Annotated in this window: 24 protein-coding genes; 11 read left to right on the top strand and 13 right to left on the bottom strand. The window is 66.6% G+C overall.

What is annotated here, in order from left to right; genetic code table 11:
- From GTP41_RS12990 to dapC, 4 genes are all read right to left on the bottom strand, one after another.
- Positions 1–1536 (bottom strand): helicase HerA-like C-terminal domain-containing protein, encoded by a 1536-nt coding sequence (locus GTP41_RS12990; RefSeq protein WP_161025999.1) that lies wholly within the window; start codon positions 1534–1536, stop codon positions 1–3.
- A gap of 242 nt (positions 1537–1778) precedes the next feature.
- Entirely contained in the window at positions 1779–2918 is a 1140-nt protein-coding gene (locus GTP41_RS12995) for a PilT/PilU family type 4a pilus ATPase (RefSeq protein WP_161026000.1), read from the bottom strand.
- A 137-nt stretch (positions 2919–3055) separates the two neighbouring features.
- Positions 3056–3877, bottom strand: coding sequence for a 2,3,4,5-tetrahydropyridine-2,6-dicarboxylate N-succinyltransferase (dapD, locus tag GTP41_RS13000; protein ID WP_161026001.1), 822 nt, complete (start codon positions 3875–3877; stop codon positions 3056–3058).
- A complete protein-coding gene (gene dapC, locus GTP41_RS13005) occupies positions 3874–5091 on the bottom strand; it encodes a succinyldiaminopimelate transaminase (RefSeq protein WP_161026002.1) in 1218 nt (405 codons plus the stop codon). Before dapC ends, dapD begins: the two co-directional genes overlap by 4 nt.
- 91 nt (positions 5092–5182) lie before the next feature.
- Between dapC and GTP41_RS13010 the strand changes: the two genes are divergently transcribed.
- Entirely contained in the window at positions 5183–6979 is a 1797-nt protein-coding gene (locus GTP41_RS13010; protein ID WP_161026003.1) for a DUF4153 domain-containing protein, read from the top strand.
- On the opposite strand, the gene GTP41_RS13015 is transcribed toward GTP41_RS13010, so the two are convergent.
- Both GTP41_RS13015 and GTP41_RS13020 read right to left on the bottom strand, forming a co-directional pair.
- Positions 6976–7722, bottom strand: a complete 747-nt coding sequence (locus GTP41_RS13015) for a Mut7-C RNAse domain-containing protein (protein ID WP_161026004.1) — start codon at positions 7720–7722, stop codon at positions 6976–6978. The genes GTP41_RS13010 and GTP41_RS13015 overlap by 4 nt on opposite strands.
- Positions 7723–7728: 6 nt before the next feature.
- Entirely contained in the window at positions 7729–8112 is a 384-nt protein-coding gene (locus tag GTP41_RS13020; RefSeq protein ID WP_161026005.1) for a MerR family transcriptional regulator, read from the bottom strand.
- A 60-nt stretch (positions 8113–8172) separates the two neighbouring features.
- Here GTP41_RS13020 and GTP41_RS13025 point away from each other — a divergent pair, with 60 nt between their 5' ends.
- The gene (locus GTP41_RS13025; protein ID WP_161026006.1) at positions 8173–8616 is read left to right on the top strand and encodes a hypothetical protein; all 444 of its coding nucleotides are present in this window, start codon (positions 8173–8175) and stop codon (positions 8614–8616) included.
- Positions 8579–8968: a VOC family protein gene (locus GTP41_RS13030; protein WP_161026007.1), complete on the top strand. Its 390-nt coding sequence runs from the start codon at positions 8579–8581 to the stop codon at positions 8966–8968. The genes GTP41_RS13025 and GTP41_RS13030 overlap by 38 nt, the downstream gene beginning before the upstream one ends.
- Here the strand turns inward: GTP41_RS13030 and GTP41_RS13035 are convergent, their stop codons facing one another.
- Positions 8969–9931: a dipeptidase gene (locus GTP41_RS13035; protein WP_161026008.1), complete on the bottom strand. Its 963-nt coding sequence runs from the start codon at positions 9929–9931 to the stop codon at positions 8969–8971.
- Positions 9932–10025: 94 nt separating this feature from the next.
- Here GTP41_RS13035 and GTP41_RS13040 point away from each other — a divergent pair, with 94 nt between their 5' ends.
- On the top strand, positions 10026–11285 hold the full coding sequence (locus tag GTP41_RS13040) for a DEAD/DEAH box helicase (protein WP_161026009.1): 1260 nt from the start codon (positions 10026–10028) through the stop codon (positions 11283–11285).
- 27 nt (positions 11286–11312) lie between these two features.
- Here the strand turns inward: GTP41_RS13040 and GTP41_RS13045 are convergent, their stop codons facing one another.
- The 3 genes from GTP41_RS13045 to GTP41_RS13055 are packed head-to-tail and all read right to left on the bottom strand — an operon-like array spanning position 11313 to position 13709.
- Positions 11313–11981, bottom strand: coding sequence for a hypothetical protein (locus GTP41_RS13045; RefSeq protein ID WP_161026010.1), 669 nt, complete (start codon positions 11979–11981; stop codon positions 11313–11315).
- Positions 11978–12934: an MlaD family protein gene (locus tag GTP41_RS13050; protein WP_161026011.1), complete on the bottom strand. Its 957-nt coding sequence runs from the start codon at positions 12932–12934 to the stop codon at positions 11978–11980. The genes GTP41_RS13045 and GTP41_RS13050 overlap by 4 nt, the downstream gene beginning before the upstream one ends.
- A 4-nt stretch (positions 12935–12938) precedes the next feature.
- Positions 12939–13709, bottom strand: coding sequence for an MlaE family ABC transporter permease (locus GTP41_RS13055; RefSeq protein WP_161026012.1), 771 nt, complete (start codon positions 13707–13709; stop codon positions 12939–12941).
- Between the two features lie 49 nt (positions 13710–13758).
- Between GTP41_RS13055 and GTP41_RS13060 the strand changes: the two genes are divergently transcribed.
- Together GTP41_RS13060 and GTP41_RS13065 are read left to right on the top strand one after the other, a co-directional pair.
- Entirely contained in the window at positions 13759–16635 is a 2877-nt protein-coding gene (locus GTP41_RS13060; RefSeq protein WP_161026013.1) for a M16 family metallopeptidase, read from the top strand.
- 16 nt (positions 16636–16651) lie between these two features.
- Entirely contained in the window at positions 16652–17554 is a 903-nt protein-coding gene (locus GTP41_RS13065; RefSeq protein ID WP_161026014.1) for a sulfurtransferase, read from the top strand.
- Here GTP41_RS13065 and GTP41_RS13070 read toward each other — a convergent pair.
- Complete coding sequence (locus GTP41_RS13070; protein WP_161026015.1) at positions 17517–17831, bottom strand: c-type cytochrome; 315 nt, start codon at positions 17829–17831, stop codon at positions 17517–17519. The two genes, GTP41_RS13065 and GTP41_RS13070, sit on opposite strands and share 38 nt — an antisense overlap.
- 2 nt (positions 17832–17833) lie before the next feature.
- Positions 17834–18547: a hydrolase gene (locus GTP41_RS13075; RefSeq protein ID WP_161026016.1), complete on the bottom strand. Its 714-nt coding sequence runs from the start codon at positions 18545–18547 to the stop codon at positions 17834–17836.
- 96 nt (positions 18548–18643) lie between these two features.
- Here GTP41_RS13075 and GTP41_RS13080 point away from each other — a divergent pair, with 96 nt between their 5' ends.
- From GTP41_RS13080 to GTP41_RS13100, 5 genes are read left to right on the top strand one after another with little or no spacing between them, the layout of a single operon-like run.
- Positions 18644–19531 (top strand): LysR family transcriptional regulator, encoded by an 888-nt coding sequence (locus GTP41_RS13080; protein WP_161026017.1) that lies wholly within the window; start codon positions 18644–18646, stop codon positions 19529–19531.
- 12 nt (positions 19532–19543) lie between these two features.
- Positions 19544–20908, top strand: a complete 1365-nt coding sequence (locus tag GTP41_RS13085; RefSeq protein WP_161026018.1) for a cytochrome P450 — start codon at positions 19544–19546, stop codon at positions 20906–20908.
- Between the two features lie 32 nt (positions 20909–20940).
- Positions 20941–21468, top strand: coding sequence for an SRPBCC family protein (locus GTP41_RS13090; protein WP_161026019.1), 528 nt, complete (start codon positions 20941–20943; stop codon positions 21466–21468).
- Positions 21465–21806: a hypothetical protein gene (locus tag GTP41_RS13095; RefSeq protein WP_161026020.1), complete on the top strand. Its 342-nt coding sequence runs from the start codon at positions 21465–21467 to the stop codon at positions 21804–21806. The genes GTP41_RS13090 and GTP41_RS13095 overlap by 4 nt, the downstream gene beginning before the upstream one ends.
- Positions 21807–21850: 44 nt before the next feature.
- On the top strand, positions 21851–22273 hold the full coding sequence (locus GTP41_RS13100; protein WP_161026021.1) for a hypothetical protein: 423 nt from the start codon (positions 21851–21853) through the stop codon (positions 22271–22273).
- Here GTP41_RS13100 and GTP41_RS13105 read toward each other — a convergent pair.
- Complete coding sequence (locus GTP41_RS13105) at positions 22270–23307, bottom strand: AraC family transcriptional regulator (RefSeq protein ID WP_161026022.1); 1038 nt, start codon at positions 23305–23307, stop codon at positions 22270–22272. The two genes, GTP41_RS13100 and GTP41_RS13105, sit on opposite strands and share 4 nt — an antisense overlap.
- Positions 23308–23368 lie beyond the last annotated feature (61 nt).

Consider the following 23368-nt stretch of genomic DNA (forward strand, 5'->3'; position numbering starts at 1 on the left):
TCAACGCTTTTTCAGGATCGAGCCGAGCACGCCGCGGATGATTTCGCGGCCGACCTGGGAGCCGATGCTGCGGGCGGCGGATTTCACCATCGCCTGCACGGCGGTGTCGCGCTTGCTGCTGCCGCCGAACAGGCCGCCCAGCACGTCGCCGAAGATGGAGCCGCCGCTGTCGGCTGGCGCTTTGGTGGGGGCTGGCGCGCGGCCGGCCGGGGCGCGGCTGGCGGACGCCGGTGCGTTGCGGTCGTTGCCGCTGCCGCCGGCGACGCGGCCGTTCAGTTTTTCGTAAGCCGACTCGCGGTCGACGGTTTGTTCGTAGACGCCGGCGACGACCGAGGTGTTGCGCGCGGCTTGGCGTTCGGCGGGCGAGATCGGGCCCAGTTGCGAGCCAGGCGGCAGCACGAAGGCGCGCTGCACGATCTGCGGTGTGCCTTTTTCGTCAAGGAAGGAGACCAGCGCTTCGCCCACGCCCAGCTCCGTGATCACTTGCGCCACATCGAGCGCTGGATTCGGGCGGAAGGTTTCGGCGGCGGATTTCACAGCCTTCTGGTCGCGCGGGGTGTAGGCGCGCAGGGCGTGCTGCACGCGGTTGCCCAGCTGTCCCAGCACGGTTTCCGGAATGTCGAGCGGGTTCTGGGTGATGAAGAACACGCCCACGCCTTTGGAGCGGATCAGGCGCACCACTTGTTCAATCTTTTGCAGCAGGGCCTTCGGCGCTTCGGCGAACAGCAGGTGGGCCTCGTCGAAGAAGAACACCAGTTTCGGCTTATCCAGGTCGCCCACCTCGGGCAGGTTCTCGAACAGCTCGGACAGCATCCACAGCAGGAATACCGCATAGATGCGCGGCGCGTTCATCAGCTTGTCGGCAGCCAGGATGTTGACCACGCCCTTGCCCGCCGCATCGGTTTGCAGCAGGTCGTCGATGTTCAGCATTGGTTCGCCGAAGAACTGCTCGCCGCCTTGCTCCTCAATCGTCAGCAGGCCGCGCTGGATGGCGCCGATGCTGGCCGCGCTGACGTTGCCGTAACTGGTCTTGTAGTCGGCGGCGTTGTCGCCCACATGCTGCAGCATGGCGCGCAGGTCCTTGGTGTCGAGCAGCAGCATGCCGTTGTCGTCGGCGATCTTGAACACCAGCTGCAGCACGCCTTCCTGCGTGTCGTTCAGGTTCAGCATGCGCGAGAGCAGGGTGGGGCCGAGGTCGGAGATGGTGGCGCGCACCGGGTGGCCCTGCTCGCCGAACACGTCCCAGAAGGTGACCGGGCAGGCGGCCCACTGCGGCGCTTCCAGCTTGAGCGCCTCCAGGCGCTTGGCCATTTTCTCGCCCAAGACACCAGGCTTGGCCATGCCGGACAGGTCGCCCTTGATGTCAGCCATGAAGACCGGCACGCCGATATCGGACAGGGATTGGGCGATGCGCTGCAAGGTGACGGTTTTGCCGGTGCCGGTGGCGCCGGTGATGCAGCCGTGGCGGTTCACCAGGCTGGACAGCATGTCGAGGGTTTGGTCGGCGGTTTTGGCGATGGGCAGAGTGGCGCTCATGGGGGGCAGAATTTCTTGTTGATATGAAATTCTGATATTACATCATCGAACGCGCTTGGTAAGCTACCGTTACGGCGCAGCTATTGTCTGATATTTCTGTCCTCCGCCCCCGTTTGGTGAGTTTCGACCAAGGCCAGGCCGGAAAGTTCCTGCGTCAGGCGTCACCGATGCTGTTGCGCGCTCCGTAGTGCAGGCCGAAGCCTTGTTGTACTACGGGGCGGGCACGCGGACCTTGCGGCGGATCAGGAGTTCAGGGTGAACTCGGTGAAGGAGGTGTCGCCGACGGATTTCAGTGCTTCTTCCTCGGACGGTGGCGGCGCTTCCATGCCATGGTTCAGGAGCCACAGCAGGTTGGTGGCCGAGTCGGCGTTGGCCAGCGCTTCGTCCTTGGTGATGGTGCCCTCGATGACCAGCTTGTACAGCGCCTGCTCGAACGATTGCGAGCCGGGCGAGAGCGATTTTTCGAGCGCTTCCTTGATGGCGCCGATCTCGCCTTTTTCGATCAGGTCGGAGATGTAGCGGGTGTTCACCATCACCTCGACTGCCGGGGTGCGGGTGCCGCCGCCGGCGGAGCGGATCAGGCGCTGCGAGACGATGGCCTTGATGGTGGAGGACAAATCCTGCAGCAGCGCCGGGCGGTTCTCGATCGGGTAGAAGGAGATGATGCGGTTCAGCGCGTTGTACGAGTTGTTGGCGTGCAGGGTGGCCAGCACCAGGTGGCCCGACTGCGCGTAGGCCATGGCGGCGGCCATGGTTTCGCGGTCGCGGATCTCGCCGATCAGGATGCAGTCCGGCGCCTGGCGCATGGAGTTGCGCAGGGCGGTGTAGAAGTCCTTGGCGTCGCTGCCGATTTCACGCTGGTTGACGATCGATTTCTTGTTGCGGAACAGGTATTCGATCGGGTCTTCCAGTGTCAGGATGTGGCCCGAGCGTAGTTCGTTGCGGTGGTCCAGCATGGAGGCGATGGTGGTGGACTTGCCGGAGCCGGTGGCGCCGACCAGCAGCACCAGGCCGCGCTTTTCCATGATCAGGTCGGCCAGCACGGGCGGCAGGCCCAGTTCGCCCAGCGGCGGGATGTTGGCCGGGACGAAGCGGAAGACGGCGGAAATGCTGCCGCGCTGGCGGAAGGCCGACAGGCGGAAGCGGCCCAGGTTGGGCATGGAGATACCCATGTTCAGCTCATTGGTCGTGTCCAGTTCTTCCAGCTGCTCGGGCGAGCACACCTCGGCCAGCAGGCCGCGCAGGTTCTCGGGTTCGAGCTTTTGCTGGTTGATCGGGATCAGGATGCCATTGATTTTCAGGTGCACAGGCGAGCCTACGGCAAAGAACATGTCCGAGGCGTTCTTTTCCTTCATCAGCTGGAACAGGCGGTCCATTGCCATTTTTTTTGTATCTCCTCTTTGAACCCGGTAGGGCTAGGTCAGACCCAAGGGTCAGACCTCGTATGACGTGGCGGTCGCTACTGCGGCGGGAACTGGCCTTAGGTCCAGCTCCCGTCCCTAACTGCAAGTTAGCGGGTTTAAACGCCGCGCAGCAGTTCGTTGATGCCGGTCTTGGCGCGGGTCTGTGCATCCACGCGTTTGACGATCACGGCGCAGTACAGGCTGTACTTGCCGTCGTCCGACGGCAGCGAGCCCGAGACCACCACGGAACCCGACGGCACGCGGCCGTAGTGGATTTCGCCGGTGGTGCGGTCGTAGATCTTGGTCGATTGGCCGATGTACACGCCCATCGAAATCACCGAGTTCTCTTCCACGATCACGCCTTCCACGATCTCGGAACGGGCGCCGATGAAGCAGTTGTCTTCGATGATGGTCGGGTTGGCCTGCATCGGCTCCAGCACGCCGCCGATGCCCACGCCGCCGGACAGGTGGACGTTCTTGCCGATCTGCGCGCAGGAACCCACGGTGGCCCAGGTGTCGACCATCGCGCCTTCGTCAACGTAGGCGCCGATGTTCACGTAGGACGGCATCAGTACCACGTTCTTGCCGATAAAGGAGCCGCGGCGCGCCACAGCCGGCGGCACCACGCGGAAGCCGCCCTTGGCGAAATCTTCGGCGCTGTAGTTGGCGAACTTGGTCGGTACCTTGTCGTAGAACTGCATGGTGCCGTCGGACGGCAGCACCACGTTGTTCTCCAGGCGGAAGGACAGCAGCACGGCCTTCTTGATCCACTGGTTGACTACCCAGGCGCCGTTCTCTTTGTGCGCCACGCGCAGGGTGCCGTTGTCCAGGCCTGCCAGTACGTGGTTGACCGCGTCGCGCACTTCGGCGGTGGCGTTGGACGGGTTGATTTCGGCGCGGTTTTCCCACGCGGTGTCGATAATTTGCTGGATGCTCATGATTTAGCTAGTTGTTGGCAGAATTGGACAATACGGCGCGCCGCTTCCAGCCCTTCCCCGGTTTCCGCAACCAGCGCCATGCGGATGCGGTTGCGGCCCGGGTTGGAGCCATGGGCGTCGCGCGCCAGGTAGCTACCCGGCAGGACGGTAACATTGTACTCGGCGTGCAGGCGGCGGGCGAATTCGGTGTCGGACAGGCCGCTGCGGGTCACATCGGCCCACAGGTAGAAGCCGGCGTCCGGCATTTGCACATCCAGCACTTCCTGGATAAGGGGCGTGATGGCGGCGAACTTGGCGCGGTATTGCGCGCGGTTTTGCTCGACGTGGGTCTCGTCGTCCCAGGCGGCAACCGAGGCGGCCTGCACGTGCGGGCCCATGGCGCTGCCGTGGTAGGTGCGGTACAGCAGGAATTTCTTCAGCACTTGCGCGTCGCCGGCCACGAAGCCGGAGCGCATGCCGGGCACGTTGGAGCGCTTGGACAGGCTGGAAAACACCACCAGGCGCGCATATGGCTCGCCGACGCTGGTCAGGCCCAGGATATTGGCCGCCTGCATGGCGCCCAGCGGCGCTTCGTCGCCGTGGTAGATCTCCGAGTAGCACTCGTCGGCGGCGATGATGAAGTTGTAGCGTTCGGACAGGGCGAACAGGTGCTCCCAGTCGGTCAGGGTGAGCACGGCGCCGGTCGGGTTGCCCGGCGAGCAGATGAACAGCAGGCGCACGCGCTGCCAGACTTCTTCCGGCACGCTGTCGTAATCCGGCGCGAAATTGCGCGCCGGGTCGGAATTGACGAAATACGGTTCGGCGCCGGCCAGGAAAGCCGCGCCTTCGTAGATCTGGTAGAAGGGGTTGGGGCACATCACCAGCGCGCCGGTATCGGGCGCGATCACCGTCTGCGCGAAGGAGAACAACGCCTCGCGCGAGCCGTTCACCGGCAGCACCTGGGTGGCGCGGTCCAGCGCCGGCAAGTCGTAGCGGCGTTCCAGCCAGCTGGCGATCGCGTTGCGCAGCGCTTCGGTGCCGGCCGTGACCGGGTAGCTGGCCAGTCCATCCAGGTTGTCCACCAGCGCCTGGCGGATGAAGTCCGGAGTAGGGTGCTTCGGCTCGCCCATGCCCAGGCTGATCGCCTTGTATGCCGGGTTGGGAACGCTGCCAGCGAAGAGCTGGCGCAGCTTTTCAAACGGGTAGGACTGCAGCTTGTCTAAGTGTGGATTCATGGCGCTTGCGGCTGGTTGAGCTATTGATTATATAGCGACACCGCGCAACAGTGGCGTTGCTGCAAAATTGGCAACGATATATCATCGTTGGATGGACTTTACGCCCCATGAATCCGTGCGCAATGCCGCTGTAACGCAGCGCGTGGGCCAGCTGCGGCTGTTCGTCGGCCTGGTGCAGGGCGGCTTGTTGTATTTCTTGTATCACGCGCAGCAGGCGGGCTCCTGGCCGGCCAGCGCGCCAGCCTTGTTCTACCCGCTGGTGCTGGAGGCGATCGTGTTGCCGGTGCTGTTGATTTCCAGCCTTGGCCACCTGCGGCGCCGCGCGCTGGCCCTGTGGCTGGGCGGGGCCGCCTTGCTGCTGGCGGTGGTCGGGCTGCACGATGCCTGGCGTAGCGCGCTCGATCCGACGCCGCTCAGGCATCCCGGCTTCCTGGTGCTGCCATTCTGCCTTGGCTTCTTCTTTATCGCGCATAGCCTGGTGCTGGCGGTGGCGCACGACGGGCGCCGCCTGGTGCGCTACGCCACCTGCTTTGACAGCGCCTGGAAGCTCGCCATCCAGCTGCTCTTTTCCGCCATGTTCGTGCTGGCCGTGTGGCTGGTGATGTGGCTGGGCGATTCCCTGTTCGACCTGCTCAAGCTGAATTTCCTGGAGGAGCTGCTGCGCCAATCGTGGTTCGCGGTGCCGCTGGTGTGCCTGGCCTTCTCCAGCGCCATGCACACCACCGACGTGCGGCCCGCCATTGTGCGCGGCGTGCGCAGCCTGCTGCTGATGCTGATGGCCTGGATCGTGCCGATCGCCGTGCTGCTGGTGGGCGGTTTCCTGGCGGCGCTGCCCTTTACCGGCTTGCAGGTGTTGTGGCAGACGCGCCATGCCACCGCCGTGCTGCTGGCCGCCTGCGCGGTGCTGGTGGTGCTGGTGAATGCCGCATTCCAGGCCGGCGATGCCGCTGGCCGGCTGGCGCGCGGCGTGCGGCTGGCGGCGCGCGTGGCCTGCCTGCTGTTGCTGCCGCTGGCGCTGCTGGGCGTGTATGCGCTTGGCCTGCGGGTGGGCGATTACGGCTGGAGCACCGATCGGGTGATTGCCGCCGCCTGCCTGGCGGCGGCGCTGTTCTATGCCGGCGGCTATGGCTGGGCCGCCGTGCGCCGGGGCGCGCCCTGGCTCGATGGCTTGCGCTATGTGAACCTGGCCGCCGCCTTTGTGGTGCTGGCGCTGGCGCTGGCCCTGTTCACGCCAGTGGCCGACCCGGCGCGCATCGCGGTGGCCGACCAGATGGCGCGCCTAGCGCGCGGCGCCATCCCGGCCGAGCGCTTTGATTACAACTTCCTGCGCTTCCATGGTGCGCGCTACGGCGCACAGGCCTTGCAGGCGCTGGCAGCGCAGGGCGCCGGGCCGCAGGCGGCGGCAGTGCGGCGCCGCGCGGCGGCGACGCTGCGCATGAAGTACGAAGGCCCGGCGGGACGCGCGGCGGCGCTTGACGTCGCGGCCAACCTGCAGGCCTGGCCGCAGGGCGCGCGCTTGCCGGACAGCCTGTTGCGGCAAGACTGGCATGGCTATCGCGCCGGACAGGCGCCGGGCTGCCTGCTGCACGCCGGCAGCCGCTGCGACGCCTTCCTGATGGACGCGGACGGCGACGGGCGCGACGAGGTCCTGCTGGTGGGCCACACCGTGCGCGATGGCGAGGCCCTGCTGGCCGAGCGCGAGGGCGTCTGGCTGCTGGCGGCGCGCACGCCGATGCATGTGCAGCTGGCCGGCTGCAAGGCCTGGCAGGAGCGCCTGCGGGCCGGCGATTACACGCTGGCGGCGCCGCGCCTGCGCGAGATCGAGGTCGGCGGGCAGCGTATTGCATTGACGCCGGTCGAGCCGCGCCGCCTCGATTGCGGCCGCTAGCCGGCAGATATGCCCTGGCTGGCCAGCAGCGCCGCCATGCGGCGCCAGTGCGAGCCGCGCCAGAATACGCCCTGGCAGACATCGCAGCGCAAAAACTCTTCATGCGACGCCTGCACGGAGGGCGGCAGGCGTTCGGCCACCGTCTCCCTGGCCACGCGCCGCAGCGGTGCATTGCAGGCCAGGCAAAGGGTGAACGGCCGCGCACTCGCCGCCAGGTCCAGGCGCTGGAAAATCTCGGCAAACTGCTGCGCGGGTTTCAGCGCCCGTACGTAACAGCCATGCGTGATGCCGCGCCGCTTGAGCAGGTCGCGGTCGCGGGTGAGGGCGACGCGTCCCTCGCCGGCGGACAGCGCGGCCACGGTCGGATCGTCGATATGGTTGTCGTACAGCGTATCGAAGCCGGCCATGCGCAGCAGGCGCGCCAGCCCGCCCAGGTGGGCGTCCGCCACAAAGCGCATGGTGCGCAATGGCTCCGCGCGCACGCGCAGCAAAGGGCGCACGTCGAAGGCCTCGAACTTCGGATAGACCGCCACCCGGTCGCCGTCGCACAGCAGGCGGTCGAAGCCGGACGACTCGCCGTTGACCAGAACCAGCTCCACCTCCGTATGCGGCACGCCCAGCGCCTCGATCATGTGCTTGGTGGTGGCGGCGCGGGCGCAGGGCACGGCGAACTCCACCTTGCGCCGCGCGCGCGGCAGAAAGTCGTTCAGCTCCTCGTAAAAGCGGAAGGTGGCGCTGACCATGGCCGCTTAGCCTGCCGTCGCCGCCTGCAAGGGGCACTCCGCCAGCGGCGCACCAAGGCGGCGCGCCAGTTCCGCGCGCAGCACCTGCAAGCCGTCGATGCGGCGGTCGATCTCGGCCAGTTTGGCGCGCAGCGCGTCGCGCAGGGCGGCGGCGGTGCTGGCCGGGTCGCCGTCGGCCGCCGTCAGCAAGGGCAAGTCGGCCTCGATCTCCTGCAAGGTAAAGCCCAGCGCCTGCGCCGTGCGGATGTAGCGCAGCCAGTCCGCCGCCTCTTCCGGATAGTCGCGGTAGCCGTTGTCGCTGCGGCGCGCGCGCAGCAAGCCGCGCTTTTCGTAATAGCGCAAGGTATCGCGGCTGATGCCCGTCGCTTGCGCCAGGCCCCCGATTTGCATGGCGTCCCCGTAAAAAAGTGCTTGACCCTGGAGTGTACTCCAAGGTTTAAGCTGCGCAGCATGAATACTCAAAAACTTGTGCGGGCCAGCGCCGCCTACGACCTCCTGCTGACAGCTCCTTTCGCCACGCCATGGACCTTCGCCATCGCCCACGGCCACCTCTCCGCGCTTAACCAGGCGCTGGGCGGCGCGCCGCTGCCGGAGTTCGGCGTCATGCACATGCTGTTTGCCGGCCTGCTGGGCAGCATTGTGGTGGTGTGGTCCTGGCTGCGCCTGCGCGACCCGCTGCCGCGCTACGCCACCTACGACGGCACGGCGCGCTTCCTGTTCAGTGCATGGTTTGCCTGGACCCTGGCGCTGGGACAGGGCGGCCTGCCGCTGGTCTGGCTCTTCATCGTTCCCGAGTTCGCGTGGGGCGTCGTGCAATGGTATGCTGTTCCTCCGTTGAGCAAAAAGGGAGGGTCACATGCAAGCGCAACCTTTGATCGCGGTCAGCAATGTTGAAGCGGCCAGCCGCTGGTACCAGAAGACGCTGGGACTGAAGAGCGGCCATGGCGGCAACGACTACGAGCAGTTGCTGCACGATGGCCGCATGGTGCTGCAGCTGCACCGCTGGGACGCCCACCACCATCCCCATATCGGCAACCCGGAGCTGCGCCCGTACGGCAACGGCGCCTTGCTCTGGTTCTGGACCGATGATTTCGACGACGCGGTGGAGCGCGCCAGCGCCGCCGGCGCCACCGTGCTGGAAGGGCCGAAGGAAAACAGCAACGCGCAGCACAGGGAGCTGTGGCTGCGCGATCCGGAAGGCTATGTGGTGGTGCTGGCCGGGCCTTACGGCGACGTCGGCATGTAGTTACCGCCAGGTGGCGCGCGCCACCCGCAGCATATTGCGGCCCAGGACCTGTTCGATCTCGTTGGGGGCCATGCCCAGCTTGCGCAGCTCGAGCGGCAGCGCCTTCCAGGCATCCAGCGGCACGAAGGCGGGCGCGCGCCCGGCGCGGTAGCCGGCAGCTTCCGGCCACCACCAGGCGGGATCGAAGGCGCCGGGCGGCGTGTCGTCCAGGTCCTTCTGGCTGATGCAGATATCCAGGCCGATGCCGACGTGGGCCACGCCCACCAGGTCCGCCACATAGCCCACATGGCGCGCCACGTCGGCCGCCGCCGGCTGCTCGCTGCCGAGGAACCAGGACAAGCCGGACACGCACACCACGCCGCCGGTCGATGCGCAAGCGTGGATCTGTTCATCGGTCACGTTGCGCCCGTGCGGCACCAGCGCGAATGGATTGGCGTGGCTGAACACCACCGGCTTGCTCGATGCCGCCATGATCTCCAGGCTGCACAGGCGGCCGGTGTGCGCGCAATCGACAATGATGCCGGCCTGGTTGACCGCCTCCAGCACGCGCAGGCCGAGCGGCGTCAGGCCGCGCGCCGTATCGTGGCAGCCGTCGGCCACGCTGTTGTTGCGGTTATAGGCAAAGTGCATCTGGCGCACGCCTAGCTGCGCATAGAGGGCCGCCATCTCCGGCTGCTCCATCAGCGGCATCGAACCCTCCAGGTCGAAGCCGATGGCCAGCACGCCGTCCGCCGCCGCCTGCACGATGTCATCCACGCCCGACACCAGGCGATAGCGTTCCGGATTGGCGGCAATGGTGGCGCGGTAGCCGGCGATCACGGACATCACCTGCGAGACAGGATTCATGTCCGCGCCCACATTGATCGATACGTAATTCACGCCCGCTGCATGCAGCTGTTTAAGCGGTGAGAAATCCGCCTGCGCATGTTGCGGCAGGCAGAAGTGGGCATCCCAATTAATCATACTTCTACGGCTTGTTGGTGGTTGGATAGCACGCGTATAGTCGCATGAAACCCTGCGCAAGGTATACTGGCAGCTTGTCCACACCAAGCACACCATGAATTTCTCCAGCCTGGGCCTCGCGGCCCCACTGCTTAACGCCATTACGGAAAGCGGCTTTAGCACGCCGACCGCCATCCAGTCCGCCGCCATTCCGCCCGCCTTGCGCGGCGCCGACGTGCTGGGGCAGGCGCAAACCGGCTCCGGCAAGACGGTCGCCTTCGCGCTGCCCCTGCTGCACGGCCTGCTGGCGGCGCGCACCGCAGCCGGCAACGCCCCGCGCAAGCTGCATGGCCTGGTGCTGGCGCCGACGCGCGAACTGGCGGCCCAGGTGGGCGAAGTGCTGCGCGGGCTGGCCTCGCATTTGCCGCAGCCGGTCAAGGTTTCGGTCGCTTTCGGCGGCGTCTCGATCAATCCCCAGATGATGGCGCTGCGCGGCGGCACCGACATCATGGTGGCGACGCCGGGCCGCCTGCTGGACCTGGTCGAACACAATGCGCTGAAGCTGGACGACACGTCGGTGCTGGTGCTGGACGAAGCCGACAAGCTGCTCGACATGGGCTTTGCCGACGAACTGGCGCGCATCATGGCGCTGCTGCCGGCGCGGCGCCAGAATCTGTTCTTCTCCGCCACCTTCCCGCCGGCGGTGCAGGTCCTGGCCGACAAGCTGCTGCACGAACCGGTGCGCGTCGCCACCGAGCAGGAAGCATCGCAAGCGCCCGACATTACCCAGCGCGCGATTGAAGTCGACCAGTCGCAGCGCACCTCGCTGTTGCGCATCCTGCTGAAGGAAGAGGGCTGGCGCCAGGTGCTGGTGTTTGTCGCCACCAAATACGCCTCCGAGCATGTGGCCGACAAGCTGCGCCGCGGCGGCGTGGCGGCGGAAGCGTTCCACGGCGATTTCAGCCAGGGCGCCCGCACCTCGGTGCTGAACGACTTCCGCGAAGGCAAACTGAAGGTACTGGTCGCGACCGACGTCGCCGCGCGCGGCATCGACATCGCCCAATTGCCGGTGGTGGTCAACTACGACCTGCCGCGCGCCCCGGCCGACTACACCCACCGCATCGGCCGCACCGGCCGCGCCGGCGCTTCCGGCCTGGCGGTCAGCTTCATCACGCCGGATGCCGAGCAGCACTTCCGCCTGATCGAAAAGCGCCAGAACGTCCGCGTTGAGCGCGAACGCCTGCCCGGTTTTGAGCCCGCCACGCTCGCCCAGCCCCTCCCGCCCGGCGCCAACGACGGCACCGGCGGCATCAAAGGCAAGCGCAAGAGCAAAAAGGACAAGCTGCGCGAAGCCGCCGCCAAGTCCGCCAGCTGACTACAGACTCGCTTAATACAGCCGTGCCTAAGGGGTGGCAAGGGCGATGCGGCGGCGGATGCGGTCGGCTTCGGCCTGGTCGCCGGCTTGTTCCGCACGCTGGAGCTGGAGCTGCAGCCAGGCCAGCAGGGGACGGCGCCAGCCCTGGCTGGAGGCGGTGCTGATGGCCGTTGTAATCAGCTCGGGCGTGGCGCGGTTGGCGCGCAATAAGGCGCCGGCGGCCACCAGGCGGGACAGGGGATCGGCGATCGCTGCGGCCGCAGCGGCGGCGGCACGGTCGTCTGCCGCGGCGGCGACGGCGCGCTGGGCTTCGGGCAACTGCCCGGCGTCGGCGGCGCTGGCGCTGCCTGCCAGGTAGCGGGCGTAGGCCAGGTCGGCGGCGCTGGCGTCGGGCTGCAGCGGCGTGAGGCCGGGGCAGTCGTCGTAGGCCAGGGCGGCAACCTGCACGGCGCAGCGCAGCAGCTCGACGCGGATGGCTTGCCCGGGTTGGCCGGTGCTGCCCACTTGCTTGCGCGCGATGTTGAATTCGTGCTCGGCGACGGCGCTGCGGCCTTCCAGGTAGGCCGAGCTGGCGCGTTCGGTGGCGCTGGCGGCGTTCAGTTGCCAGTCGGGCACGCGCGGGCCGCTGCCGCAGCCGGCCAGCGCGGCGATGAGCAGCGCGGCCAGCGCAATCGGGGCGGGGTGGTTGGTCTTCATGGCAGCCGGATCTCCGGTTCGTTGCGCTTGAACGGCCATTTGCGGTTCAGTTCATTGATCATCTGTTCGATCTTGCGCAGGTTGGCGTCGACTTCGGCGCGCAGGGCGCCCAGGTCTTCGGTGGCGGCGCGCGTGTTGGCGCCGACCGCTTGCGCTTCGACCAGCACGGCGTCGAGCTTTTTCAGGCTGGTGCGGGCGTCGGCCAACAGCGCGTTCAACTGCTGCACGGCGGCCTGGGTGTCGTTGGCCAGGCCCTTGTCGCCGAACACGCGCTTGTCGGCGTTGCCGACCAGGCTGTCGGCTTTGAGTACCAGGGAATTGGCATTGCGCAGCAGTTCGCGCGCTTTCTGGTCTTCGCCGGCCAGCAGGCCCAGCGCGCCGCCGGGGCCGTTCAGTTTTTCGGTGACGCCTTGCACGTTGCGCAGGCTGGTGCCGAGGGCGGACTCTTCGGCGGTGAGGGCGGCCAGGTTGCTCAACAGGTCTTTGGCCGTTTGCAGCAGGCGCGGGATTTCGGCGGCCATGTCGCCCACCAGCAGGGCGCGTTCGGCGCCTTCCGCCAGCGGCGGGTCGGTGGGGATGCCGGTGAAGGCGCGCAGCTTGGCGCCGCCGACCAGGCTCTTTTCCAGCGTGAAGATGCTGGAGGCGCGCAGCCAGTGCGCATCCTTCTTCGGCACGTCGATCAGGATGCGGGCCTTGCCGTCCTGCGCCAGCTCGATGCGCTGCACGCGCCCGATCGGGAAGCCGGCGAATGTGACGTCCATGCCGACGCTCACCCCTTCCGAGTCGTCCGCGGTCAGCACCAGCCTCTGTGTGGGCTCAAAGGCGCCGCGCGCGTACATCAGGTACATGATGGCGCCCAGTACCAGCGCTACCAGCAGCACCAGCAGGGCGACGGCTTTGGCTTCGGCGTTATGGATCGGGGCCGGTGCCGGCGGGTTGTTTGTTTCGTTCATATAGTTAGTAGTAGTTGCCCATCAGGGAAGCTGCTTCCACCAGCAGGATCACGGAAAACATGCGCACCATGTCGGCCAGCCCGTGCGCCGCGCCGGTGCGCCGCCGCAGGGGGCTGGCGGCGCCGCTGTAATAGGAGGAAGCGAGCGGGATCACCGCTACCGCCAGGCTGAAAAATACCACTTTCAGCACCAGGATCAGGCTGACGGCGGGATTGAAGATCTGGCCCACCACGCGCGTGTAGCCCGGCAGCGCCCACGGCGTGAAGCCGTACATCACCAGGTAGGCCAGCACCAGCGTGATGGCGCAGCTGACCGCGGCCAGCAGCCACACGGCGAACACACCGGCGGCGGCGCGCGGGTAGAACTGGGTGCGCAGGGCGGCGCGCGGATCGGGCGCGGTCCCGGCCAGCCTTTGCTGGGCGAATTCGACACCGGCGGGTAGCGTTGTGCGCAGGGCGACAAACAGGGCGGCGGTCAGCGGCAGCAGTTCCAGCACCAGTACGCGCACCACCATTTCCAGGGCAAAGCGCGACAGGCCGTAGCTGTTGGAGGTGACGACGACAATGCGGATGATGACCAGGCTGATCAGGGCGCACAGCACGCTGAACCAAACCAGGTTGTTGCTGGTGGCGATGACGATCTGCTCGGACAGCACGCGCCGGTTGTCGCGCCGGTAGCTGGATGGCGCCATGGCGCGCGTGAGCAGCAGGGCGGCAAACTGCAGCAGCCGCCACCAGCTTGCGAGCCAGTTGATTGCAGAGCGGTGGGCGTTCATAGGCGCGATACTAGCACTAAGGAAGGGCAATGGTGTATCGTACACTGTTATGAAACTACTAAATCTGCTTCTGGCGGCCACTTTGCTGTGCTGCTCTTTGGTGGCTGCCGCGGCGCCCGAACCTTCCACCGCATTGCCGATCGGCCCGCAAGTCAAAATGGGCAAGCTGGCAAACGGCCTGACTTACTATATCCAGCAAAACCGCCGCCCGGAAAAGCGGGTCGAGCTGCGCCTGGTGGTGCGCGCCGGTTCCGTGCTGGAGGACGAGGACCAGCTTGGCCTGGCCCACTTCACCGAGCATATGGCGTTCAATGGCTCGGCCAATTTCAAGCGCCATGAGCTGGTGTCCTGGCTGCAGTCGGTGGGCGTGAAGTTCGGCGCCGACCTGAATGCCTATACCGGGTTCGACGAGACGGTGTACATGCTGCCGCTGCCGCTGGATAAGCCGGAGAACCTGGACAAGGGCTTGCTGGTGCTGGAGGACTGGGCCCAGGGCGTGACCTTCAACGATGCCGACATCGAGAGCGAGCGCGGCATCGTGCTGGAGGAGCTGCGCCTGGGGAAAGGCGCTTCCGACCGCATGAACAAGGTGCTGCTGCCGAAGATCTTCAACGGTTCCCTGTATGCGCGCCGTCTGCCGATCGGCAAGGCGGAGGTGCTGAAGACCTTCAAGCCGGAGGCGATCCGCCGCTTCTACAAGGACTGGTACCGTCCGGACCTGATGGCGGTGATCGTGGTGGGCGACGTCGACCCCGCGCATGCCGAACGCCTGGTGGTCAGCCATTTCGCCAAGCTGGTGAATCCGGCCAACCCGCGCCCGCGCACCTACGCCACCATCCCCGAGCGCACCGAGTCGGAGGCGCTGGTGGTGACCGACCGCGAATCGCCCTCGAACCTGGTGGCGATCCGCTATCCCTTCCTCAAGCGGGAGGAGGCGCGCACCGTAGGCGAGTACCGCAGCAAGATGGTGGAGCAGTTGTCGGCATCGATGCTGAGCCAGCGCATTGCGGAACTGACGCAGCAACCGAACCCGCCGTTCCTGCAAGGCTCCAGCACCATGGCCAAGGCGGTGCACGGCTACCGCGCCTTTGTTTCCAGCGCCGTCGTGGGCAAGGCGGGCACGCTGCCGGCCATCCGCGCGGTGGTGGAGGAGGGCGAGCGCGCGCGCCAGCTGGGTTTCAGCGCGGCGGAACTGGAGCGCGCCAAGAAGAACATGATGCGCTTCATGGAAAACCTGTACAACGAGCGCGACAAGACCGACTCCGGTGTGCACGTGGCCGAGATCCAGCGTCATTTCCTGGATGGCGAGGCCATGCCCGGCATTGTGGCGGAATACGGCTACTACAAGGACTTGCTGCCCGGCGTGACGCTGGAGGAGGTCAATGCCCAGGTGCGCAGCGCGATTCCGATGGGGCAGAAGAAGCTGATCATCTTCATGGGGAACGACAAGTCGGGCACCGTGGTGCCGCAGGCGCCGCAGATGCTGGCCACCGTGGAGGCGGCCGAGAAGGCGACCATGGCCGCGCGCGAAGAGAAGGCCCTGGCCGCGAGCCTGATGGCGCAGCCGCCCAAGGGCGGGCGCATCGTCAAGGAGACCAGCGACAAGGCGCTCGGCACGACCGAGCTGCTGCTGTCGAACGGCGTGCGCGTGGTGCTGAAGCCGACCGATTTCAAGAACGACCAGGTGGTGATGACATCCACCCGTTTCGGCGGCAGTTCGCTGGCCGAGGAGGGCGACATCACCAATGCGCGCTATGCCAGCGGCATCCTGGCGGCGATGGGCGTAAAGGACTACAGCCCGTTCGAGCTGCAGAAAATGCTGGCCGGGCGCAGCGTCGGCTCGGCCTACGTGCTGGGCGGCATCAACGAGGCGTTCGGCGGCACGTCCACCAGCGCGGACATGGAAACCATGCTGCAGCTGGTGTTCCTGCAAATGACTGCGCCGCGCCGCGACCAGGCGCTGTTCGATATTTTCATCGACAAGCAGCAGGAGCAGGCGCGCAATGCGCAGGCGCGTCCGGATGTCGTGTTGAACGACACCATGCGCACCACCATGTTCGGCAACCACCCGCGCGTGGGCTTGACGCCGCGCCCGGAGGAGTTCGACGGCATCCGCCTGGACCGCGTGATGGCGCTGCACAAGGAGCGCATGTCGAGCGCCTACGGCATGACCTTCTTCTTTGTCGGCAGTATCGACCTGGCGCGCGCCAAGCCGCTGCTGGCCACCTATCTGGGCGGCCTGCCGGCGCACCGCATCGTCGATGCGTACAAGGACCGCGGCGTGCGCCCGCTGCGCGGCGTGGTCAAGAAGGAAGTGCGCCGTGGCCGCGAGCAGAAGAGCCAGGTCAGCATCGCCTTCACCGGCGAGGCGACCTTCAACGAAACGGAGCAGATGCGCTTGCGCGCCCTGGTCGAGATCATGCAGATCAAGATGACCGAGGCGCTGCGCGAGAAGCATGGCCTGGTGTACACCTCCAGCATCCATGGCGGCCTGGCGCGCAACCCTTACCCGAGCTACAGCATCACCCTGGGCCTGCCGACGGCGCCGGAGAATGTCGAGAAGGCGATCGAGATCACCTTTGCCGAGGCGCGCAAGCTGCAAGAGCAAGGGCCGGAGGCGGCCGACCTGGTCAAGGTCAAGGAAAACTGGAGCAACAATTACCGCCGCGCGATCCGCGAGAACGGCTGGTGGGCGGGCCAGTTGCAGGCCGCCCTGGTCAACCAGACCGATCCCAAGGCCATCCTGCGCCACAACGAGATGATTGCCAGCCTGACCGTGGCCGATGTGCAGGCTGCCGCCAAGCGCTATTTCGACTTCAAGAACTATGTGCAGGTGGTGCTGCACCCGGCGGAAAAGGTGGAAGCCAAGCCGGAAGCAAAGCCGGAGGCCAAGCCGGAAGCTGCTAAACTCCCGGCTGGTAACTGATCTTGAGTTGTAATAAATGCACTTTCGTCCCGACCTGGCGCGCTGGCGCCAGCTGCCTTCGCCTGCCTGGCTGGCGCGCTTGTTGGACGGCGCGCCTGTGCAGGCCGCGCCGGCCGGGGCGTGGCGCCTGTTCGAGGTAGGCTGCGACAGCGGGGCCGCCTACCTGGCCGGCCATATCCCGGGCGCCGCCTATATCGATACCAATCGCCTGGAACGACAGCCCCTGTGGAACAAGGTGTCCGACGAGGCCCTGCTGGCGCTGTTGCTGGAAAACGGCATCGGCCACGATACCACCGTCATCCTGTACGGACGCAATTCACTGGCGGCCGCGCGCGCCGCCCACCTGATGCTGTATGCCGGCGTGGCCGACGTGCGCCTGCTCGATGGCGGCCTGGATGGGTGGCTGCGCGCCGGCCATGCGCTGCAGCAGGGCGCGCCGGCGCCAGTGCCGCCGGCGGCCGCCTTTGGCGCGGCCTTCCCGGCGCGCCCCGACTTCCTGATTGACACTGCCCAGGCGCGCGAACTGCTGCAGCAGGCGGACGGCGCCCTGGTCAGCATCCGTACCTGGCAGGAGCATGTCGGGGCGACTTCGGGCTACAGCTATATCGAAGCGCGCGGCGATATTCCGGGCGCCCGCTGGGGCCGCGCCGGCAACGACGGCGACGTGCACAGCATGAGCGAGTACCAGCATGCGGACGGCACCATGAAGCCGCCGGCGGAAATTAGCGCGCTGTGGCGCCAGGCGGGCGTCGGGCCCGGCCAGCGCACCGCGTTCTACTGCGGCACCGGCTGGCGGGCTTCGCTGGCGTTTTTCTATGCCTGGCTGATGGCGTGGGAGCGCATCAGCGTGTACGACGGCGGCTGGTGCGAATGGAGCCGGGTCAATCCGCCTGCATCATGTAGCGGATCGCGGCCTTAAGCTGGGCCTCGTCCAGCTCGTCGCGGCCGCCCCGGGCGGGCATGGCGCCCACCCCGTTGGCCGCGTTGCGCACCAGGCCATCCAGCCCGCCGGCGCGCTGCTGGCGTTGCTGCCAATCCTTGCGCGCCCCCAGTTTGGGCGCGCTCACCATCACATTCTCGACGGCGTGGCAGGCGATGCAGACCGATTCGTACACCGCGCGGCCCGGCTGCTGCGCCGGGGCCGCGGCGGATGCCAGCAGCCCGCAGGCTGCCAGCAGGGCGCTGGCGAGGCGCATGCTTACTTCTGGCCTTCCTTGGCGTTGAACATCTCCTTGGCATACACGATGCCCAGGCCATAGCCGCCGCCGTGTTCAGCGGCGATCTTGGTCACCGGCGCATAGGTCTCGCCACGGGCCCAGTCGCGCTGCAGTTCCAGCATGTACTGCAGCCAGGTCACCGGACGGGCGCCGGCCTGCACCATGCGCTGCACCGCCATGTCGTGCGCTTCCTTGGTCACGCCGCCGGAAGCGTCGGTCACGATATACACCTGGTAGCCCTGGTCGATCGCCGACAGCACCGGCTGCACCAGGCAGACTTCGGTCCACAGCGCGGCCATCACCACTTTCTTGTGGCCGTTCTTCTGTACCGCATCGACCACGCGCTGGTCTTCCCAGGTATTCATGGTGGTACGGTCGATTGGCGCCTGCTCGGGGAATACGGCCTGCAGTTCAGGGAAGATCGGGCCGCTAAACGACTTGGCCGCGACCGTGGTCAGGATGGTTGGCACCTTGAACACCTTGGCTGCCTTGGCCAGGCCGGTCACATTGTTGCGCAGTTCGGTCACGTCGATGGAGCGGGTGGCGAAGGCCATCTGCGGCTGGTGGTCGATCAGCACCAGGGTGTGGTTCTTCGGCGTCAGCAGCTGTTCGGCAGGCGGGGCGGCTTGGGCGGAGAGGGCGCTGAAGGCGAGAACGGCTGGCAGGGCGGCTTTGATCAGGGACTTGAAGTTCATGCTGTGCTCCTTGGTGGTTGTGGTTGCGATGGGTGTACTTTAATAAACTCGGAATGCGTAATAAACTGCTGTCTGTGCAAATAATATTTACGCAAAATGGAACAATATGACTTGATCGACCTGCGCAGCTTTATCGCGGTGGTGGAAAGCGGCAGCTTTGTGCGCGCCGCCGAGCAGCTGGCGGTCAGCACCGCCGCCATCAGCCGCCGCATCGCTACGCTGGAGGCGGCGCTGGGCAGCCAGCTGATCACGCGCACCACGCGCCGCAACGACATCACCGAGGCCGGCCGCGCCTTCTACGCCGACGCGCAGGCCGTGTTCCAGCTGCTGGACGAAGCCCAGGAGCGCGTGCGCCAGGGCCAGGATGCCGCCAGCGGCACCTTGCGCGTGGCGGCGCCGCTCAGCTTCGGCATCCAGAAGGTGGCGCCGGTGCTGCCGCCGTTCATGCGGCGCCACCCGGACCTGAAGGTGCAGCTGCTGCTGGAGGATCGCACTACCGACCTGCATGCGGAGGCGATCGACGTCGCCCTGCGCATCGGCTTCCTGCGCGACTCTTCGCTGGTGGCGACGCGTATCGGCAGCGTGGGCCGGGTGTTCGCGGCCGCGCCAGCCTACCTGGCGCGCGCCGGGCGGCCGGCCACGCTGGCGGGGCTGCGCGGCCACTCGGTGTTAAATTACAGCTTGCTGAGCGTGCGCGAAGAATGGGGCCGGCTGATCGGCGACCCGGGCGAGCAGCTCGACCTGAAGGTGCCGCTGGCGGCCAACAATGCGGAGGCGCTGGCCGAGTGCGCGATGCAGGGCATGGGCATTGTGCTGCTGCCGGAGTTTGTGCTGGCCGATGCGCTGGCCGATGGCCGCCTGGTGCAGCTGCTGGCCGATGCCAGCCCGGAGCCGTTCGGCTTGTTCGCGGTGCGTCCGTCGCGCCAGTTCACGCCGGCCCGGCTGCGCCTGTTCATCGACTATTTGCGGGAGTGCGGTTTCTAAAGGAGGTGTCACATGGATCACCTGCCTGGCCCCAGCGGCGTGCCGCTGCTGGGTAATTTTGGAATCAAGAGCCACCGTTTCCACCAGCAGCTGGAAAGCTGGGCGCGCGAATTCGGCCCCATCTACCGCATGCGCCTGGCCGACCGGCGCATCATCGTCACCAGCCGGCGCGCCGATATCGCGCAAATCCTGCATGACCGCCCCGACCAGTGGCGTCGTTCGCAGCGCGTGGCCAGCGTGATCAACGAGGCGGCGGCGGCCGGCGTGTTCTCGGCCGAGGGCGAGGAGTGGCGCCGCCAGCGCAAGCTGGTGATGCATGCGCTGACGCCGGAGGTGATCAACCGTTTCCATCCCGCCCTGGCTGCGATGACCGAACGCTTGCGGCGGCGCTGGCAGGCCCAGGCCGCAGCGGGCCAGCCGCAGCGCCTGTTGCGCGACCTGAAGGCCTTTGCGCTGGATGTCACGATCGGCATGGCGATGGGGCAGGACCAGGACATGCTGACGCATGAGGACAACCCGCTGCAGCAGGATATCGAATTCCTGTTCACCCAGGTGGCGCGCCGCCTGCTGGCGCCCATCCCTTACTGGCGCACGTTCAAGCTGCCGGTGGACCGTGCCGCCGATGCGGCGGGACGGCGCATCCACGCCGCAGTGGATGGCTTCATCGCCGATGCGCGCGCCCGCATGGCGGCCAACCCCGCCTTGTACGACAAGCCGGGCAACCTGCTGGAGGCGATGCTGGTGGCGGCCGACATGCCCGGCTCCGGTTTTGACGACAAGATGGTGCAGGCCAATGCCATCAATATGGTGTTTGCCGGCGAGGATACGACCGCCAACACCATCGCCTGGCTGCTCTACCTGTTGGCGCGGGCGCCGCAGGCGGCCGCGCGCCTGGCGCAGGAGGCCGATGCGGCGCCCGGCCTGGAGCATATGCCTTACCTGGATGCCTGCGTGCAGGAGGCCATGCGCATGAAGCCGGTGGCGCCGATACTCGGCTCGGAATCGGTGCAGGAGGTGGCGTTGGACGGGGTGCGGGTGCCGTCCGGCGTGGTGGTGTTCATGCTGCTGCGCCATGCCTTTGCGCTGCAGGTGCCGCTGCAGGATGGCGATGAATTCCGGCCCGAGCGCTGGCTGGAGCCGGGTATGAAGGAACAGCTCGACGACCCGGGCCGCAAGATGGTGCCCTTTGGCGGCGGGCCGCGGTTCTGCCCCGGGCGCTACCTGGCCATGTGCGAGATCCGCATGGTCGTCTCGATGCTGGCGCGCAGCTTCACCATCGAGCTGGTGCCGGGCGCGCCGCCGGTGGAGGAGGTGTTCAGTTTCACCATGACGCCGAGCGCGCTGCCCCTGCTTTTGCGCGCACGTACCTTGTGTTAGTCTGGCAGTGGTACTAAAGCGAAGAGTGGACTATGCTGAAGAATATCTCGATGGGCCTGATCCTGGTGGCGGTGATCCTGCTCGGCCTGGCATTGACGCAGCCGGACAGCTTTACCGTGCAGCGCAGCGCGAGCATCAAGGCGCCGCCGGCAAAAGTCATGGCCTACCTGAACGATTTCCACCAATGGCCGGCCTGGTCGCCGTGGGAGAAGAAGGACCCGAACATGCAGCGCACCTTTACCGGCGCGGCCAGCGGCAAAGGCGCGGTGTACGCCTGGAGCGGCAATCGCGATGTGGGCCAGGGCCGGATGGAGATCATCGACAGCCAGGTGCCCTCGAGCCTGGCCATCAAGCTTGATTTCATCAAGCCCTTCGCGTCCTCCAACCAGACCGAATTCATGCTGCAGCCGGACGGCGAGGGCACCCTGATTACCTGGACCATGCAGGGCAAGAGCCTGTTCGCCACCAAGCTGATGGGCGTGTTCACGAGCATGGACAAATTGGTGGGCAAGGACTTTGAAAAAGGCCTGGCCCAGTTGAAGGAAGTGGCTGAAAAATGATGTCCCACCGCGCCCTTGCGTGTGCTGTGCTGGCGGCGGCCGTTGCACCGGCTGCGGCGCAGGCGCCGTTGCGCATCGATGAGAAGGTGATCAGGGAAGCGGTACGCGCCACGGTGGCGGAAATGCCAAAACTGGAACGCGTGCCGGCGGCCGCTGATTTCAGCAGCGGCGGCACCCTGGACAAGGGCGCGCGGCAGAAGATCGACCGCGCGTTCGAGGCGGCGGAAAAACCTGATTGCCTGCATGCCGATGCGACCAAGCATGTGCCGCTCAGGCTTGGCGGTTGGCTTGGGCTGCCCGGCTGGGCCTACGCGGCAGCAACAGGAAAGTGCAAGTAGGCCAACAGGGATATACTGGCTGTAACCACTCCCAGGGAGTCGCCATGAAATCCTCTTTGTTGCTCGCCGCAGCCTTGCTGGCTGCCCAATGTGCGCTGGCTGCTCCCCTCAGGCCCGACCACCCCATTGTAGGCACCTGGCGCTTCGAACTGCCGGATGGTTCCTGCCACGAGATGTACCGCATCCGCGCCGACGGCACCGCCCTGATCACCAGCGCTGCCGAGGTGGCGGAGACCGAATTCGATATCGACGACCAGCCCGATGGCGACGGCTTTTACGGCTCCAACGACAAGATCGTCAAGGACAACGGCAAGAAGGACTGTACCGGCGAGATCACCCAGGTCGGCCATGTGATCAAGGCCTATATCCTGTTCCACCCTTCGAAAAATATGTTCCTGATGTGCCAGCGGCGCGATATGGGCAGCTGCATCGGCCCCTTTATCCGCGTGCGCGGGACCGAGATCTAGCGCCCGGCGGCGCGCCAGGCGCCCGGGTTCATGCCCGACCAGTCGCGGAAGGCATGCGTGAAAGCGCTTTGCTCCTGGTAGCCCAGCAGGAAGGCGATATCCACCAGGGACAGGCCGGGCTGGCGCAGGTAGTCGCGCGCCAGCGCGAAACGCGCTTCATCCAGTACTTGCTGGAAGCTGGAGCCGGCGTCGGCCAGCTTGCGCTGCAGGGTGCGCGCGGACAGGCCCAGTTCTTCCGCCACGGTCGCTACCCGCACCTGGCCATGCGCCAGGCGGCGCACGATGACGGCATGCACCTGCTGCACGATCGCCGGGACGGGCGCGGCGGCGCGTTTGCTCAACAGCTGCTCGGCGTGCTGCGTCAGCACGGGGTACAGGCTGACATCCGCGTTCGGCACCGGCCAGGCCAGCATCGCCGCATCAAAGCGCGCCACATTGGCGGGCGCGTTGAAGCGCGGCAGGGCGCCGAACAGCCGCAGGTACTCCGCGTGCCCGGCGGGGTCGCCGCCGTCGTGCGTCAACGCCAATTCGGCCGGCGGCAGCGGCATGCCGGCCAGCCAGTTGCCAAACACGCGGATGCCGGCGAACACGCTGTCCGCCAAGTGGCGGTGATGGGCGGGATAGTGGGAGTGCCAGGTGTAGCAGGCCAGTTGGCCCTCGGCCTGCAGGGTGGAACGCCCCAGGTCATGCGCCAGCTGTTCGTAGCGCAGGGTCTGCTCGAAGGCCTGGCCGAAATCGCGGCAGCTGAGGAGGATCAGGCCGTACACCGTGTAGGTGCCAAGCTTGACGCGCTCGCCGACATGCAGGCCGAAGTGCGGATCGTGCGCCAGTTCGGCGCCCGCATCGAGCAGGCGCACGTAGGCATCGGCCGCCAGCGATTCCGGCAAAGGTTCGAGCGATCCGCCTGGCAGCCCCGCGGCCTGCTCCAGCGCCTGCGGCGTGACACCCCGCGCGGCCGCCGCCTCCAGCAAAGGCTGCAGGTAGGAACCCGCAACGCGGGGCGGCTTGGCATGATCGAACAAAACGGCTGGCATGACTGGCATGAATACGCAAGACTGGCGGCGGGCAATGGGTTAATCTTTCTTGAGCAAAGTA

Source organism: Pseudoduganella guangdongensis, assembly GCF_009857475.1.
Classification (GTDB): Bacteria; Pseudomonadota; Gammaproteobacteria; order Burkholderiales; family Burkholderiaceae_D; genus Rugamonas; species Rugamonas guangdongensis.

Coding starts and splice junctions, on each gene's coding strand:
- GTP41_RS12990 (WP_161025999.1), bottom strand. CDS start 1,536: ATGAGCGCCACTCTGCCCATCGCCAAAACCGCCGACCAAACCCTCGAC.
- GTP41_RS12995 (WP_161026000.1), bottom strand. CDS start 2,918: ATGGCAATGGACCGCCTGTTCCAGCTGATGAAGGAAAAGAACGCCTCG.
- dapD (WP_161026001.1), bottom strand. CDS start 3,877: ATGAGCATCCAGCAAATTATCGACACCGCGTGGGAAAACCGCGCCGAA.
- dapC (WP_161026002.1), bottom strand. CDS start 5,091: ATGAATCCACACTTAGACAAGCTGCAGTCCTACCCGTTTGAAAAGCTG.
- GTP41_RS13010 (WP_161026003.1), top strand. CDS start 5,183: ATGGACTTTACGCCCCATGAATCCGTGCGCAATGCCGCTGTAACGCAG.
- GTP41_RS13015 (WP_161026004.1), bottom strand. CDS start 7,722: ATGGTCAGCGCCACCTTCCGCTTTTACGAGGAGCTGAACGACTTTCTG.
- GTP41_RS13020 (WP_161026005.1), bottom strand. CDS start 8,112: ATGCAAATCGGGGGCCTGGCGCAAGCGACGGGCATCAGCCGCGATACC.
- GTP41_RS13025 (WP_161026006.1), top strand. CDS start 8,173: ATGAATACTCAAAAACTTGTGCGGGCCAGCGCCGCCTACGACCTCCTG.
- GTP41_RS13030 (WP_161026007.1), top strand. CDS start 8,579: ATGCAAGCGCAACCTTTGATCGCGGTCAGCAATGTTGAAGCGGCCAGC.
- GTP41_RS13035 (WP_161026008.1), bottom strand. CDS start 9,931: ATGATTAATTGGGATGCCCACTTCTGCCTGCCGCAACATGCGCAGGCG.
- GTP41_RS13040 (WP_161026009.1), top strand. CDS start 10,026: ATGAATTTCTCCAGCCTGGGCCTCGCGGCCCCACTGCTTAACGCCATT.
- GTP41_RS13045 (WP_161026010.1), bottom strand. CDS start 11,981: ATGAAGACCAACCACCCCGCCCCGATTGCGCTGGCCGCGCTGCTCATC.
- GTP41_RS13050 (WP_161026011.1), bottom strand. CDS start 12,934: ATGAACGAAACAAACAACCCGCCGGCACCGGCCCCGATCCATAACGCC.
- GTP41_RS13055 (WP_161026012.1), bottom strand. CDS start 13,709: ATGAACGCCCACCGCTCTGCAATCAACTGGCTCGCAAGCTGGTGGCGG.
- GTP41_RS13060 (WP_161026013.1), top strand. CDS start 13,759: ATGAAACTACTAAATCTGCTTCTGGCGGCCACTTTGCTGTGCTGCTCT.
- GTP41_RS13065 (WP_161026014.1), top strand. CDS start 16,652: ATGCACTTTCGTCCCGACCTGGCGCGCTGGCGCCAGCTGCCTTCGCCT.
- GTP41_RS13070 (WP_161026015.1), bottom strand. CDS start 17,831: ATGCGCCTCGCCAGCGCCCTGCTGGCAGCCTGCGGGCTGCTGGCATCC.
- GTP41_RS13075 (WP_161026016.1), bottom strand. CDS start 18,547: ATGAACTTCAAGTCCCTGATCAAAGCCGCCCTGCCAGCCGTTCTCGCC.
- GTP41_RS13080 (WP_161026017.1), top strand. CDS start 18,644: ATGGAACAATATGACTTGATCGACCTGCGCAGCTTTATCGCGGTGGTG.
- GTP41_RS13085 (WP_161026018.1), top strand. CDS start 19,544: ATGGATCACCTGCCTGGCCCCAGCGGCGTGCCGCTGCTGGGTAATTTT.
- GTP41_RS13090 (WP_161026019.1), top strand. CDS start 20,941: ATGCTGAAGAATATCTCGATGGGCCTGATCCTGGTGGCGGTGATCCTG.
- GTP41_RS13095 (WP_161026020.1), top strand. CDS start 21,465: ATGATGTCCCACCGCGCCCTTGCGTGTGCTGTGCTGGCGGCGGCCGTT.
- GTP41_RS13100 (WP_161026021.1), top strand. CDS start 21,851: ATGAAATCCTCTTTGTTGCTCGCCGCAGCCTTGCTGGCTGCCCAATGT.
- GTP41_RS13105 (WP_161026022.1), bottom strand. CDS start 23,307: ATGCCAGCCGTTTTGTTCGATCATGCCAAGCCGCCCCGCGTTGCGGGT.